The following is a 13,663-nucleotide window of genomic DNA, read 5'->3' on the forward strand; positions in this document are numbered from 1 at the left end:
TGTGTTCGAACAGGGGGATCGCCCGCTTCAGGTCTCCGGCCGATTCGTAGGCGCTGGCTAGGTTGTTGCGGGAGGTCAGCGTGGACGGGTGGTCGGTGCCCAGGATTCGTTCGCGATCGGCGAGGTTGTGTTCGAACAGGAGGATCGCCCGCTCCAGGTCCCCTGCGGTCTGGTAGGCGTAAGCCAGGTTGTTGCGGGAGGTCAGCGTGGACGGGTGGTCGGCGCCCAAGCTTTGCGTGGACGCGGCGTGGGTGCGCTGAAAGTGACTGATCGCACGGGTGATGGCGCCTTGGTCACGCAAAAAGAGCCCGCTCTCATTGAGCAAGTGGGCGAGGACATCGGTCGCATCAGTGATGTCGAGATGACCAGCGAGGGCGGTGATGTGGGGCAGCAGAATGCGCCACTGCGGCCAGTCGGCTGGCTCTTTCGGGTTGGCGGGGATTGCGTCGTCCAGCAGGCGGATGGCCTGGTTCTGGGCGGCTTGGATATCGGCCTCGGCACGGTGCGGGTCGCCGGGGTCGGGGGTGCGGGCGACGGCTTGGACCAGGTGGTGCAGGCTCAGGGTGTCGTCATCGGCCACAGTGATCATGTTGTAGGCGGCCAGTCGGCCGATCGCCTGTTGCACCAGCACTGGCTCGCCCATCTCCTCCAGCAGGGTGCGCGGGATGGCCTCGGAGGCGTACCAAGAAAGGATCCGCAACACCTGCCCGGCCAGCGGGGTGTCGCTCAGACGGTCCAGGGTGGCGCGCCAGATGCGGGCGATGGTGCGCTCGGCGTCAGCGCCCTCGGCGGCCTGATCGTAGATCACCGCAGGATTGCCAGCCAGCAGATCCAGATAGGCCAAAGGAGCGAGGCCGCTCTGGTGGAGGTAGGCGCCGGCCTGCTCGATCGCCAACGGAAGGTAGCCGAGTTCCGCGCACAGTCGCGCGGCCCCCAGCAGGCTCGCGCCGGGCCGGGCCATGGTGACGATGGTGGTGAGCAGGCCCAGCGCCTCATCTTCTTCCAGCACGTCCAGGCGCACCACCGCCGACGTGATCTGATGCCAACCGGTGGCCAGCCGACTGGTGATCAGAAAACGTCCGGTGGGAGCCCGGGCCAGCAGGGGCTGGATGTGGGCGGGGGCGGTGACATTGTCCAAGATCAGCAACCAGGTGGTGTGACCGGCCAGCCACCGCACCGCCTGCGCGGTCAATGCCTCCAGCGGTTGCCCGGCCAGCTCCGGCATCACGGCGACCGCGAGATCGGCCAGGCCTTGCTCGATGCCGGCCGGGGTTTCGGCGGTGATCCACCAGGTCAGGGTGTGCTCCGCCAGATGGGTGGCGGCCCAGTGCGCGACCAGGGCGCTCTTACCGATCCCGCCCAGGCCGTGTACGGCCTGCACCACCACCCCACCCGCCCCCGCGGCTTTACCCGCTGCGCCCGGCGCCGGCAGGGCTGCGGTCAGGCGAGCTAGCGCCTGGCCGCGGCCGACGAAGGTGGCGCTGCGGTAGGGCAGATACACCGGTCCGGCCTGCTTGGCCTGCTGTTCGCTGCGAACGACGCGGCCCCGCGCTTGCACCCAGGGCGCGGGATCCTGCCCGCAGGCGCGCACGAATGCGCTCAGCGTCTTGGCCTGCGGCAAGGCGTCGTCCTTGAGGATGGCCTGCACGGTCGCCGTGCTCAACCCGGCTTTGCCGGCGAGGCGATGGATACTCCACCCACCATCGCGAAACAGCTGGGCCAGCTGCTGGGTCAGGTCGTGGCGCGTATGGATCTTCCGGGGGTCGATCGCGCTCATCACGGCCTTTTCTACTGTTCGGTTTTGTTCACCTCCAGCACACACCATCGGCCCTAACCAGGTCAGACAAACAGGATCACTGTTACGTCTCGAAGGCGAACGGCTGCCGCCCAGATTCTTTGGTCATCGATCCACCCCGATAAAGGAGAGCCCGATGACCACCCCCACCCAGCCCCAGCCCCCGGCCACCCCCGCCCGGCGGGTACGCCAGCGCACCGCCCGGCGCCTGGCGCGCGCCGCGCTGTTCGCCGCCGTACGCGGCCTGGCCTACACCGCCGGCACCACCACCGTGACCCTGATCATCTGGTGGATCAGCAACCGCTGACGACACGATCGGCCAGGTCCGGGACCTCACCGCCTGGGCCGGCCGCCGACGCCTCTGAAGCGTCCGGGCCACCGCCAGCGAGCTCACCGTGATTGACGTCCCGTGGTCGCATGGACCTGAGCAAGGGCCTGGAAGACGAGCAGCAGGTGGCCGCCCGGGGTCGAACGTGACGACTCCTGGCTCAGGCTGCCTCTTGCTCCGTAGCCTCAACCGTGGTGAGAGCACGGGAAGGACTGGTCGACGGGGTGCGACGCTTCTTACGCCGGGTGGTGTTTCGCCACTCCAGGAACCGTGTCGGCGAGCGGTTGAGCAGCACCATTACGAGGAGGATGAACCGCTCGAACGGCGTGCTTTCCTCAGAGTGCTTTAGGACCATGACCGCGCAGATCATGATGACCACGAGCACGACGCTCAGACCTCCCCAGATCAGCAGGGGAAACGTACCCGTGAAGCTGACGGCGGTCAGGGCCGCGCCGGGGCTGACGGCCTTGAGAATGACCTGGCCGACGCCCGGGGGTGAGGTCTCGGACACGCTCGCCGATGTGCCCGCGGCCTGCATAGTTGACACTGGTCCCTACCTATCCCCGGTACGGCCCAGGCCCGCCGATGCACCGAGCCGCAAACCGGCGTCGGCGAAAAGGTTCACTGGGGGATCGCTTACCCCGGTGGCAGCGGGATCTTCTACTGTGCTCATAGGGCTGGCCTTTCTCTGGGCGGTTCTTGGTAGAGCGGCTCCCCGGGCGCAATCCGGGGAGCTCGCCGTCAGTTGGGAAAACCCCGGCTGTATGGACATGAGGTAGAGCATGACGATTCCACCGCAGCGATCTCATGGATCATGGTGTTGAGCCTGGACGACCTGACTTGCTTATGCCGCGTCCTGGGTTCTTCACGGTGGTACAAGCGGTTTGCTTTGGGCGTTCGAGCAGGAGCATCCGAAGGATTCCGGACTTTTCTCTGTTGAGATCCCGTTTGCGGGTCCGTTGCACTGCCCGGTCATGAGCACTGTGGACGTTGAGCGAGATGCAGACTTTGTGACCACTGCGGCGATGTGGCCCTGGGTCTTCCTAGACCAGTTCCTCGTCGTAGCGAGTGTTAACCGGCGATTGGTCCCGTCGATCGCACAGGCAGATGAACCTAGAGGGATGCTTTTGGGGACACCAGCGTCTCTGCGGGGGTCTCGGAGTCACCGCCTTCTCGGTCGGCTTTGACATTCAGGTCATAAGGGGGACGGAAGGTGTATCGAGTGCGGAAGCCGTAACCTGTGCGCGTCTCACCCGTGATGTACGTCTCCGTATCTACTTTGACGAGGAGCTCCTTCTCAAGCAGCTTTTTGATGCCGCGCCTCAGGGTTGCCTCCGAGATGCCGTACCAGCTCGCGAAGGTCGGGGTCTCCGACAGGGCGAAGTTCGTCTGGCGCAGACTCATGCCAATGAGCATGACGATCTTGGCTGGCATGTCGAGCTTCTTGTGCATCTCCTCTGTCCAGTATTGGAAAGGTAGCTGGAAGTACACGTCTTTTCGTGGACCTGTGTCGGATCCACGGGGCCGCGTGTATGGGGTGCCCGATCCGTCCTCCAGCAGCTTGGTGACTTTTACAAGTCGTCCGTTATTGGCTCGCTTGATTAGGTTCAGCTGCTCCAGCTTGCGCCACAGACGTGAGACAGCAACGCTCGCGGATCCGTCCGTTTGAAAAGACGCGCCGCTTGCGCGCCCCCAGGTCTCGGCCCGCTCGGTCACGCTGAAATCACCTCCAGCGGTGACAGCGTGCACCAGGAGCAGCAGGTCGAGCGCATGATCACTGCGTACAAGCTGGTGCAGAGGTCCAGGTTTGGTGCGCAGCCGTGGCCCGTCTTCGGTGTCCTGCACGAGGGCACGTCGAAGCGGGACGGTTCTGTTGCGTCGTTTGGAGCGGTCGAGCAGCCACTCGATCGTCTCTGCCTGCGACAGAGAAAGATCGCTTGGGGCGATCGGCGAGGGGAAAGGACGTCGGCTCATGTGTCCAGTGTCGGGTGTCGCGTCCTCTGGTGCGGCGACGTCGCTAAGCGCGCATCTGCTGGCAGGGCAAGGGTCTATGACATCTGATGACTACTAATGAAGACTATATATAACTTCTAAGTTATGATCTGAATAGACCCCAAGAGATCTTCTTTTTTGCTGCTGAGCGAGGGGTTAATGAAAACGATCTTTATCGGCTGAGCAAATGATCTATGGCGTATGGCTATATGATCTCTTACTTAGTTCGCGCATAGTTTTGCTTCTTTTCCGCCAGCGACTGTGCTCCTGGGCGACGAGCGTCGTGGGCGGCGGGTGTCTCGACCAGGTCGGTGGGCAACCTCCACCAGGCCCCATTTTCGCCCGCACCGGGCTTGGTCACCCGCCTGGCCACGACCCGGCCCGGCTGGCCGAGGCCGTGATGGAGGACCTCGGCCGGCGACTCGGCCACGAGAGCGGGCTGATGGCATCCCTGGGCGGGGCCCGGGATGCACCATCTCAACCTCCGAAGTACAGCGGGCTTGGGTAAGCGGCGACCCTTTGAAATCCGTGCGGCGCTCGCGGAACGAAAACGGCGTCGAGTGTCGTGATGTAGACATGGCTGACACCACCGACCAAGATTCAGGGCTGATGACCGACGAGCGCGAACTCACCTCCGCCGAGATAGAGGCCTTCCAGCGCGAGCAGTTCTTCGCCGACGCCGACGAGGCCACCGCCGAGATGTACCCACGAACCTTTAGCCAGTCGGCGGCCTTCCTCTACCAGCGAGTGGTCCGTCCGCACGAGCCTCTGCCACCCGAGTACGTCACGCTGCCGTTGACCGGCGTGGGGAACAGGGACGGAGTGCGGCTGGCCGTCGCTGAGTGGAACATGCTGTGGGAGTGCGCTCAGTTCCGGCGCCGGTTCTTCTCCGAGGAAAACCTCCCAGCTATGATGCGCGAGGTCGCTGAGCGCGGCGATGTGAACGTGGTGTTCGTTCCGAGGACGATCAGCCGCTATCACGAATACGCGCCGCTGTTTCACCTGCTGCCGCGCTCGACTCTCCAGCGGCACGGACTACCGCTGTTGCGTGGCGGCCAGTGGCCGTACCTCACCGGGATGGAGCCGGTCGACCACTTCCTTCCCACCGATTTCGAAGAGCGCCTGTCACGGGCGTGGGCTTCGAGAGTATGGCGAGACCTCGACTCAGGATCGAAGCTGCGTGCCTTCTCCGACACCGACCCGATCCGGCTTCTGGCCCACAACCTGGATTTCTGGCTCCCGCCGGTCACCGCCGCCATCCAGGAGATCCTCTTCGATCTTCCCGTCGTGGACTCCACCATCGATGAGGCACCCGTCCCGCTACAGGACGGGACCTTCCTCGAAGGCGCGGTCGCCGCGAGCCCTCGCGTGGGCACTGACCTATGGCGAGGGGAGGCCGAGGCCGCCGAAGTCGTCCAGCTGACCATCGAGCACGCCGACGCCAACGGCCGACTGCGGGGAATCCTCGATGCCGTGCGCTCCAACCGCGTCGAGGACGACTTCTCCGAACATTGGTCGTACGCGCGAGAGGACTTCGAACGCAAGCTGTACAGCAAGCGCTCTAAGGTCAAGGTCCGGTTCGTCGAACTGACCGACACCATCCCCGTGCAAGGGCCGGAGACGGAGGTGGTAGCCGACCTGGTGTACGCAGACTTCCTTGCCCTGCTGGATCCACGCGAGCGGCAGGTCGTTGTCCTGCTGCGTAGCGGGTTCACCAGGCTTAATGAAATCGCGAGCCTCATGGGCTACAAGAACCACAGCCCGATCTCCAAACGCCTCGTTCAAATCCGGAAGAAGGCGGCAGCGCACTTCGGGGAGCAGTAACCAAGCCACATGTCATGCGTCTTCCCTTGTTCGTGAGCAGGTCGAACGGCTCCATGGATCGCTCGACCGCGATCTCGTCTGGTGGCTCGCCGCCAGATGTCACCCCGCCCTCAGGCGGACGAACACCAGGAGCATGACCCCGATGGTCGTATCCTTCTCCCCCCACGATGGCGAACGCCCCGGCCGGCGCTCTGAGCATCTCCGTAGGACCGATGCGCAGGAACCGCCCAAGGAAGATCGGCGTTCGCGTGGGCTGATCGCGTTTGGCCTCAGCGCCTTCACCGCCGTTCTAGGCGGCGTGGCGCGTGCTGTGGCTGAACACATTCTTCGGGGCTGAAGACCGAAGCCCCAGAACGGGCACCGACATGGGACTCAGACCCGAGATCCCATTAGTGGGAACCTCGCATCGGATGCTTTCACCGGTACGGTGCGAGGCTTCCGTCGTCCTAGATCCGTTCGCTGACGAGGCCGAGCAGGGTAAGAGCCATTCAACCTGCGGAAATGCGGCGAACTCCACTGTGGTGCGGAGTTCACTGAGGCGGTATCGAGGCCGTGTCCCTGATCAGCGCAGTCTCCCGATCGAAATCGATCCGAAAAGAGCACCGATCTACCGGGTAGTAATCATCGGTTACCTTGCGGGAAGTTGCCCTCCCGTGAGTTGTTGGCCGGGTGGCAAACCGGGCACCATCACCCGATGCCGGGCACCTCTGATGGCGCGGCAGTCCCTGGCGTCGGCCGTCCCCCACCCGGGCGCGAGCTGCAGGCCCACCACATCGGTGAGGTTCGCGCCGAAGAGGTTCGTGGCGAGCTGTCGCTTGGGACGGTTTCGGTCCCGTGGGAGCGCCGAAACCGACAGAAATGATGCGAAACGCTCCCAAGCGTAATCCCTGTTCAGCCTCATGATCGGGCCGGTTTCGCAGGTGGCTGGATTGGACATCCAAGATTGCCTAGGTCTGCGAGGGCAGGGCACACTTAGGGCACATGGGCACGAGAAGCAGCGCGAAACGATGAGAACTAGTGAAAGCCAAAAGTCCAGCTCACAACGTCTTCTAGGAGATCATCGCAGGTCAGTCACGATGACGGATCAGATCTCGATGTTCTGAGCCGCCGGTCTTCGAGACTTGTCTATGACTGCGTGGAGAAATCCTCGCACCATGCAAGTTCGGGGTAGCGACTTGATTAGGGTGGGTTGCCGTGCAACCCCTTGCGCTCTTCGACCTGGACAACACCCTCATCAACCTGGACGAGGCATTCCAGGCGTGGATCGGGGAGTTCGCCGACGAGCGTGGCCTGGGGCATGAGGCGGTTAACTGGCTGGTTGCCCTCGATCGGACTGGCTACCCGCACCGTGAGGTCTTCTTCGCCAAAGTACGTGACCACTTCGAGCTGCCCCAATCCGTCGACGAACTGTGGAGCCGCTACCGCCGGCGCATGCCACACCTCGTTCGCTGCCGACCCCAAGTGATGGATGGCCTGTCTCGGCTACGCGCGTCGGGCTGGCGGGTGGCGATCGTCACCAATGGGACGGCGGATAATCAGCTCGGCAAGATCCGGCGCACGGGACTGGCCGATGCCGTAGACGCCTACGCATTGTCCGGAGTCGAGGGCATCCGCAAACCCGACACCGGTCTGTTCGAGATCGCTGCCAAGCGCTGCGGTGCGACTCTCGCGGACGGGGGATGGATGATTGGCGATCACCTCGTTGCGGACATCGGCGGAGGACGCGCAGCTGGCCTGCGGACGATCTGGATCGACCGAGGAACATGGCCGGGCCACGAAAAAAATGCGGATCATGTCGTCACTGACGTGCTTCAGGCGATGGAGATATTGCATGCCGAGCGGTGATCGAGCGGCCAAGTCGTAGCTCCGCGGGGGAGCGCCGTACAGCAGCTCATACAGCAACACCGCCTTACACGATCACACGCCACCGAACTGCATCTACCGCTTGACCAGGACGTCAGTCTGCTCACCTGGGACGCGCCGTTCACTCGTAATGAAGGGGTCTGGGGTTGAAATCCCTGACTCGGCTCGTAGTTCGGAAAGGTCGTGTGCTAGTCAGCGGTTGACCCCGGCCTGATCTCTTGGTTGGTTGCGGATGACATCACCTGCGTGCTCATCCACACGGCGAAGGCGATAGAGACGTTGGTGGCTGGGTGATTTCTCGTTCGCGTGGGTAGGGTGGTGGGGCGGATTCGCCATGATCTAGATGTGGCGGTCACAATCTGAGGTCTCGTCGTGGTGGCGGAGATCGGAGCCATGGGTGGGGATCTCGCAATACTGGCGGTGAAGTTTTCTCCGTATGTGACCGCGGGAATCGGCGCCTATGGAGGCTCGGTATTAACGCAGGCACAAGAAGACGCGGCGGATGCGACAGCGAAGTGGGGACGAAGAATCCTTCAGCGGATCTTCGGAGTCCAAGATGTAGCGGAGGCGACACCGGAAGTGGTGGCCGACCTGGTCGGCGATCCCGGTAACGGGAACTTGGAGGCGGCGCTATGAGTGCGCATCGCCAAGATGCTAGCCGCTGACGTTGCATTGACCAAGGAGATTCGGGGCATGCGGGCGCAGGCGGTGCCCCTAGGGGTGACGGTGATTGCGTCCGGTGAGCAGTCGATCGCGGCCCATACCATCTTCGGGGTGGCCATCACTGGAGACAACATTATCCGCCGGTAAGCTGGCGATGAGTGATCTAATAGAACCTAAATGCAGCATCATTCTTTGCGAGCCAGGTTTGGAATTACGGCTCACTTTTCCTGTTACGGCTGACCGTGGGAAAGCTGTGGAAATTCGAGCCCTGGAGCCATTAGGTGTTCAGCTTTTTTCTCAACTTCTCTAAACCATGCCTCCCATTTAGAATCATGTCCCACTAAGGTATCTTGTAGAAGTTTGAAATCCTCTAGAAACTTTAATGTTTCGTCGCGGCTCCATGTACGGTTCTGTTCACCTTCGAGAACATTAACTATGCGCTGAGCATTCTGCCATCTTCCTGGTTCTATTTGCCTATTCACATAAGCCCAGGTCGCGTCACGCCTAAGAAAGACGCGGACCGAATCGACGTCCGACTCACTCTCGATTTTACGAGCAGTTTCCAAAACGCCAAGGTAAAAATGGTTATACGTATCGAGGCGGGGAATTCTGGAAGGAACCCACTCGGGCCCGGCTCCCAATACGTAACGTTTTAGGCAGCTAAGAAGACTAACTGCACTCGGTGTCGCCACAAAAACGACGTCGACTTCATAATCGGCGGCCTTAAACATCTTTATCAAGCTCAAGGCGGCGAGTTCTCGACTTAAAGTGCCGTCGAATATGACAGATTGCCGATGTTCAATCAGGTAGCGGGCGGCTTTTTCGGTCCAGATGCGAGCATCGAAATTCGTGTAAAACGCGGCCGTTTCGTCATTTTCGATCTGTAATCTCTCATACTCCTTATGGTGAATTCGAAATAGATCGCAGCCGATCTCGGTTGCTGTTTTATTGCCAATCTTCTGCATGAGAGTTGACTTTCCAGCACCTGGCTGACCACCAAGAATCCAGACGCGAGGCTCTTCCGGGCCTAGATTTCGAGAAAGATATTGATCGACGATTATGTCATGGAAAATACGCTCATTTTCATCGGGCGTGAGCGCGTATTTTTCCTCTTCACTCTTGGCCATGATCTGAGGACTTTAGATTTTGAAGGACTACACGATAGTCCGTTACTGCCTTGGCCAATTCCTGTTGATCCGATTGGCGCAACAGGCGTTGCTTTTCGACGTATGAATTTCGCTCTTCCGAGTAGCGCTTGATCGACACTCCTCCGGGATTCGAGGTCATCTCTTCGCCGATCCTCGCTGAATACCAAGCGAGGATATTGCCGAGGAGATCATGTGCGAGTGAATAGTTCGGATCGATCTTGAGGGTGGACCCGCTTGGAGCTGGGGCTCCTCGTTTTGTGCAGGATTCGGTCGCCATGTCCTTACCTGCCTCTCCGTGAGCTTCCATGCTTCTCTATCTCCAAGATACATAGCGGTTATAAGTGAGCTGCCCTGAAAGCTCGGCTGAGCCACCAAATCCTAATCATCTAGATAGCCCAGATTGCCTTACGTCCAAAATTCTTTGCCCAGATTTTACATATTCAAGATTTAAGTTGCATCCCGCCTGTTTTACGCCAAATCTAGGCTCTAGAACTTCAAGGATAGAGCGCCAGGCCTTAGAGATCACTTTGGAGCGGCCTGGGAGAGGTGTCGCTGCCGGATTACTTGCCCTGGAATCCGCTTACTGGAGGGGTGCATCGACCTAAGGGGACGATCAGTCGGGTTCCTGTCTAAGTCGAGGGCTCACCCTGTCCGTTGGCATCTGCCTTACTAACGGAACTCTGCGGGATCGAGTCTGGCGCTGCTCTGGCCCCACACGATGACGTTGTGGTCGAGTCCTGCGAGTTCGTGGGTGAGCCGCAGTTGGGTTTCGAGGCGCCTTTGCGGGCCGTAGACGATGCCGGGCTGCACGCCCGCCACGTGTATGCGGCCGGTCGCCGTCGGCTCCGGCTGCAGTATTCCGTAGCCGACCGCGGCTGCGGCCAAGGCGACGGCGGCTCCTCCGCTGGCCAGTCGAGTGCGGAGCATGGCGCCGGTGATCAGGAGGGCAAGGAGGCGGAGACCCCAGCGGACCAGTATGGAGAGCATGTCATCGGGCTATCCAGGCAGGTACCGGCGAACCTATCGGCGGCCACGGTAAGGCGAACGGCCCCTGTGGATCGGCCGCTCCCGTCATGCCTGCCGGTCATGGACACACCATCCGACAGCCTGCCGGTTGTTGTCGTTATCGAGGGTATCGAATACACCGGCGACGACCGGATCCTGGTCGACCAGAACGAGTTCGCGCCAGACCGCTGCCAGCTGCGCATCGCAGGCGACGTTGACGGCTCCGGAGTATCGGTGGTGATCGTCGCCGAAAAGACCTGTTCATGAATGGATCTTTTAGCGACAGCCTTTCCTGGGGCGGCGATGAGCACAACGCGATCGTCGAGACGGGTGAAAGTCGCAGTCAGGATGATCGAGCGAATCGGTTGCAGCGATCTCTCGCAAGTCGCATTGTTGCTCTACGTAATAGTGACTTCACAGGAGGTGGTTCATGTTGGCCGGAATGATGACCATCGCGTCGCTGATGGCGAGCTATCCCAACCCGTTGTACTTCGGCGGCTGATCGGCCGCTGATGACGGCGCCCTCGATGCCGGGGCTCGGGGGCGCAGCGATGAGGAGGCCGCGACCGTGTGTCAAGAGGCGTCCGGGGGTGTCTCCAAGTTGAGTCGTCGCTCCACGTTCGCCAGGACAGCAGCAACCATTGCCTCCGGATCGTATCCGGGCATCGGACCGAGCCGGTCGCGAAGCTGATCGGCGAGTTCGCCAGCTAGCTCGGCGAGCGGCTCATCGCCAAGGACCGTGGCCAATTCGTCCAGCAGACGCGCCATCGCGTCGCCCTCGTGCCAATTTAACAGTGGCTGCTGCAGCAACGGCAGATGCCGGGCCGAGTCGACTTGAGCTGCCAAGACATTGGCCAGATTCATGCGTGCGGCCCGAACTGAAGGGCTCTCTGCCGCCTGTAACCAGTTGGGTGTGCGGTCAGTCACTGCAACCTCCCTAGCTGTCAAGCGAGCGGGGCCGATCACCGCCCCTACTGGTTGTAGCTCATCAGATTACGTAGGGTCATATATTCTTCGCACCCTGTTATGTGATTTGTCGATGGGACATCAAGATCTCAGAGCCCCAGCATGGCTGCCTGTGGGCAATCGACTGCTGGCCCCTACAAGGTCGGATTGATGGGCCATGCCATAGCTCAGGGAGAGAAGCGCTGTACAGCAGCCGATACAGCAACACCGCCTTACACGATCACACGCCACCGACCCGCAACCACCACCTGAGCAGGGCGGGCTCCTGCTGACGGGGCATCTGCCCTTGCCTACGGATCAGAAGGTTGGGGTTTCGAGTACCTCCGGCTGCACAGATGCAAGAAGGCCCCTGAACAGGCATTACGCCATCAGGGGCCTTCTTCGTTGTGGTGTTCAACCGGTCTCTTCGGTGTCGGTGAGAGCCAACCTGGGAGCCAAAGGCACCGCTCTGCCCAGGAGAGTCCCGGAAACGGCCTCCGTCACCGCGCGCTTGTCTCCCTCCATCAGATGTCCGTAGACATCCTTGGTGATCGCGATGCTCACGCGCCCGAGGGCGTCGGACCGGGGGACAAGGTGGCGTGCTGCTGATGGTGTTCGTGTTGCCGACTTGACGGTGTCCGGCTCATCGCTGGCCAAAACGCCGGGGTGAGCCGCTCTCCTTATCCCGTCGAGGTGCGTAGGGCGCGACTCGAGGCCAGGCCGCCAAGACCGTGCGGAAGACACAAACTGCAATCGACTCCAAATTTGGAATAGACTCCACATATGTCTGAAGGGCTGCGCGAGCGCAAGAAGCGACAGACCCGGCAACGCATCTCCGATGTGGCCATCGGCCTGTTCGTCGCGCACGGCTTCGACAACGTCACGATCGCCGAGGTCGCCGCGGCCGCCGAGGTGTCGGTCAACACCGTCTACAACTACTTCCAGGCCAAAGAGGACCTCGTCCTGCCGCCGGAGGAGGCCTCACCGCAGCGGCTGGCCGACATCGTGCGCGAGCGCCGGCCCGGCCAGTCGGCGGCCGATGCGATCCTGGCGCGGCTGCGGCAGGAGGTGCGCGGGCGTGAGCGCAGGCTCGGGCTGAGCGAGGGGTTCGGCCGCGTGCTGGAGATGATGCGGGCCGCGCCCACGCTGACCGCCCGGCTGGAACAACTCGCCCACCAGATGATCGCCGAGCTGGCCGATCAGCTGGTCCAGGAGACCGGCGCCACGCCCGGTGACCCGCTGCCGCGGGCTGTCGCCTGGCAGCTTGGGAGCCTGCACAGCATGGTCCTGTCGGAGATCGGCAGCCGGACCGCAGCCGGCCAGCGGCCAGGTGCTATCGCCGCGAAAGTGCTGGAGCTGATCGACGCCGTGGAGGAACTCATGGGGAAGCGCCTGCTCGGCTATGCCGTACGAGAGGAATGAGCAGTTGTTCAGGGTAACGATCAGAGGGAAGTTCACCGGGCTCGACGACGCCGGGCGGGCCGCCGTCCTGGCCGCAGGCGGCACCGCTTATACCGAGGCCGGAACCTTCACCCATGATCAGAGCGTGACGGTCTTCACCTTCCGCTGCCAGGTGCCGGCAGGCCCGGACGACGGCCAGGACGAGGCGGCGCTTGGCGCGATGGTCGCGCTGGAGGCGCACGGGCACCCGCATGAGATCTTGCACCTCGCGGTGACCGACATGCGCGACATCAAGATTCGTCCCAAGGGGCGCCGGATGTGACCGACGAGCCAGGGCAGGACATGGATTCCGTCCCACCGCAGTCCAAAAGCGCTGCTACTTCTCAGCGACATCGCCTACTCCTACAAATGATCGCTGTCACCGCCGATCGACAAACGCTGTCGCTGCTCGCCTACAGAACCACCGGAGTATCGGTCACTGCCGGCGAACTCGTTTTTTCATGGCCAGCACCAGGTATCCCGCCAAGGGGACAACCGCGAGGAGGGTGAAGGCGAGCACCAGCCATGATGCCCAGTTCATGACCTGAGGCAGGGTAGTCATGACCACGAAAGTGGCCATCGACAGGAATGACCAGGCAACCGGCCGTGCCGGGCGTTGATCGTACCGGTGATACCAGTTGGGCAACCGGTTGGTCTTCA

The 13,663-nt window shown here is 61.9% G+C and carries 17 protein-coding genes; 8 read left to right on the top strand and 9 right to left on the bottom strand.

The features are described from left to right. Window positions 1-1,777: tetratricopeptide repeat protein (locus CHC08_RS41510; protein ID WP_179282513.1), on the bottom strand; the 1,777-nt coding region annotated here is incomplete at its 3' end. A 154-nt stretch (window positions 1,778-1,931) separates the two neighbouring features. On the opposite strand from CHC08_RS41510, the gene CHC08_RS50145 reads away from it, so the two are divergent. Next, on the top strand, window positions 1,932-2,102 hold the full coding sequence (locus CHC08_RS50145; RefSeq protein ID WP_179282514.1) for a hypothetical protein: 171 nt from the start codon (window positions 1,932-1,934) through the stop codon (window positions 2,100-2,102). A 181-nt stretch (window positions 2,103-2,283) separates the two neighbouring features. On the opposite strand, the gene CHC08_RS41515 is transcribed toward CHC08_RS50145, so the two are convergent. Next, on the bottom strand, window positions 2,284-2,634 hold the full coding sequence (locus CHC08_RS41515) for a hypothetical protein (protein ID WP_143653570.1): 351 nt from the start codon (window positions 2,632-2,634) through the stop codon (window positions 2,284-2,286). 602 nt (window positions 2,635-3,236) lie between these two features. Next, entirely contained in the window at window positions 3,237-4,097 is an 861-nt protein-coding gene (locus CHC08_RS48920; RefSeq protein WP_143653571.1) for a hypothetical protein, read from the bottom strand. A 594-nt stretch (window positions 4,098-4,691) separates the two neighbouring features. Between CHC08_RS48920 and CHC08_RS41530 the strand changes: the two genes are divergently transcribed. From CHC08_RS41530 to CHC08_RS50150, 4 genes are all read left to right on the top strand, one after another. After that, on the top strand, window positions 4,692-5,939 hold the full coding sequence (locus CHC08_RS41530) for a hypothetical protein (protein ID WP_089212886.1): 1,248 nt from the start codon (window positions 4,692-4,694) through the stop codon (window positions 5,937-5,939). Window positions 5,940-7,133: 1,194 nt separating this feature from the next. After that, entirely contained in the window at window positions 7,134-7,784 is a 651-nt protein-coding gene (locus tag CHC08_RS41535) for an HAD family hydrolase (RefSeq protein ID WP_089212887.1), read from the top strand. A 390-nt stretch (window positions 7,785-8,174) separates the two neighbouring features. Beyond that, window positions 8,175-8,438, top strand: a complete 264-nt coding sequence (locus CHC08_RS41540) for a hypothetical protein (protein WP_089212888.1) — start codon at window positions 8,175-8,177, stop codon at window positions 8,436-8,438. Next, window positions 8,439-8,612 (top strand): hypothetical protein, encoded by a 174-nt coding sequence (locus tag CHC08_RS50150; RefSeq protein ID WP_179282515.1) that lies wholly within the window; start codon window positions 8,439-8,441, stop codon window positions 8,610-8,612. Between the two features lie 83 nt (window positions 8,613-8,695). Here CHC08_RS50150 and CHC08_RS41545 read toward each other — a convergent pair whose 3' ends face one another. The 3 genes from CHC08_RS41545 to CHC08_RS41550 form a co-directional block, all read right to left on the bottom strand. Continuing rightward, window positions 8,696-9,592, bottom strand: coding sequence for a zeta toxin family protein (locus CHC08_RS41545; RefSeq protein WP_089212889.1), 897 nt, complete (start codon window positions 9,590-9,592; stop codon window positions 8,696-8,698). Then, entirely contained in the window at window positions 9,579-9,890 is a 312-nt protein-coding gene (locus CHC08_RS48925) for a hypothetical protein (protein WP_143653572.1), read from the bottom strand. Before CHC08_RS48925 ends, CHC08_RS41545 begins: the two co-directional genes overlap by 14 nt. 392 nt (window positions 9,891-10,282) lie before the next feature. After that, complete coding sequence (locus CHC08_RS41550; RefSeq protein WP_089212890.1) at window positions 10,283-10,600, bottom strand: hypothetical protein; 318 nt, start codon at window positions 10,598-10,600, stop codon at window positions 10,283-10,285. Window positions 10,601-10,699: 99 nt separating this feature from the next. On the opposite strand from CHC08_RS41550, the gene CHC08_RS41555 reads away from it, so the two are divergent. Beyond that, window positions 10,700-10,885 (top strand): hypothetical protein, encoded by a 186-nt coding sequence (locus tag CHC08_RS41555; protein ID WP_089212891.1) that lies wholly within the window; start codon window positions 10,700-10,702, stop codon window positions 10,883-10,885. Between the two features lie 306 nt (window positions 10,886-11,191). Here CHC08_RS41555 and CHC08_RS41560 read toward each other — a convergent pair whose 3' ends face one another. Both CHC08_RS41560 and CHC08_RS50155 read right to left on the bottom strand, forming a co-directional pair. Continuing rightward, on the bottom strand, window positions 11,192-11,545 hold the full coding sequence (locus CHC08_RS41560; RefSeq protein WP_143653573.1) for a hypothetical protein: 354 nt from the start codon (window positions 11,543-11,545) through the stop codon (window positions 11,192-11,194). A 432-nt stretch (window positions 11,546-11,977) separates the two neighbouring features. Further along, entirely contained in the window at window positions 11,978-12,127 is a 150-nt protein-coding gene (locus CHC08_RS50155) for a hypothetical protein (protein ID WP_179282516.1), read from the bottom strand. 219 nt (window positions 12,128-12,346) lie between these two features. Between CHC08_RS50155 and CHC08_RS41565 the strand changes: the two genes are divergently transcribed. Further along, a complete protein-coding gene (locus CHC08_RS41565; RefSeq protein WP_089212893.1) occupies window positions 12,347-12,985 on the top strand; it encodes a TetR/AcrR family transcriptional regulator in 639 nt (212 codons plus the stop codon). A gap of 4 nt (window positions 12,986-12,989) precedes the next feature. Beyond that, window positions 12,990-13,286: a DUF6204 family protein gene (locus tag CHC08_RS41570; protein WP_089212918.1), complete on the top strand. Its 297-nt coding sequence runs from the start codon at window positions 12,990-12,992 to the stop codon at window positions 13,284-13,286. Window positions 13,287-13,439: 153 nt separating this feature from the next. Here the strand turns inward: CHC08_RS41570 and CHC08_RS52640 are convergent, their stop codons facing one another. Then, window positions 13,440-13,565, bottom strand: a complete 126-nt coding sequence (locus CHC08_RS52640; protein WP_275937245.1) for a hypothetical protein — start codon at window positions 13,563-13,565, stop codon at window positions 13,440-13,442. Window positions 13,566-13,663: the final 98 nt, after the last annotated feature.

Origin of the sequence: Streptosporangium subroseum (assembly GCF_900188345.1) — a bacterium.
GTDB lineage: Bacteria > Actinomycetota > Actinomycetes > Streptosporangiales > Streptosporangiaceae > Streptosporangium > Streptosporangium subroseum.

Excerpts from the sequence above, each read along its gene's own strand:
- CHC08_RS41545 (WP_089212889.1), bottom strand. The coding sequence starts at position 9,592 with ATGGCCAAGAGTGAAGAGGAAAAATACGCGCTCACGCCCGATGAAAAT.
- CHC08_RS41550 (WP_089212890.1), bottom strand. The coding sequence starts at position 10,600 with ATGCTCTCCATACTGGTCCGCTGGGGTCTCCGCCTCCTTGCCCTCCTG.
- CHC08_RS48925 (WP_143653572.1), bottom strand. The coding sequence starts at position 9,890 with ATGGCGACCGAATCCTGCACAAAACGAGGAGCCCCAGCTCCAAGCGGG.
- CHC08_RS48920 (WP_143653571.1), bottom strand. The coding sequence starts at position 4,097 with ATGAGCCGACGTCCTTTCCCCTCGCCGATCGCCCCAAGCGATCTTTCT.
- CHC08_RS52640 (WP_275937245.1), bottom strand. The coding sequence starts at position 13,565 with ATGACTACCCTGCCTCAGGTCATGAACTGGGCATCATGGCTGGTGCTC.
- CHC08_RS41555 (WP_089212891.1), top strand. The coding sequence starts at position 10,700 with ATGGACACACCATCCGACAGCCTGCCGGTTGTTGTCGTTATCGAGGGT.
- CHC08_RS41565 (WP_089212893.1), top strand. The coding sequence starts at position 12,347 with ATGTCTGAAGGGCTGCGCGAGCGCAAGAAGCGACAGACCCGGCAACGC.
- CHC08_RS41530 (WP_089212886.1), top strand. The coding sequence starts at position 4,692 with ATGGCTGACACCACCGACCAAGATTCAGGGCTGATGACCGACGAGCGC.
- CHC08_RS50145 (WP_179282514.1), top strand. The coding sequence starts at position 1,932 with ATGACCACCCCCACCCAGCCCCAGCCCCCGGCCACCCCCGCCCGGCGG.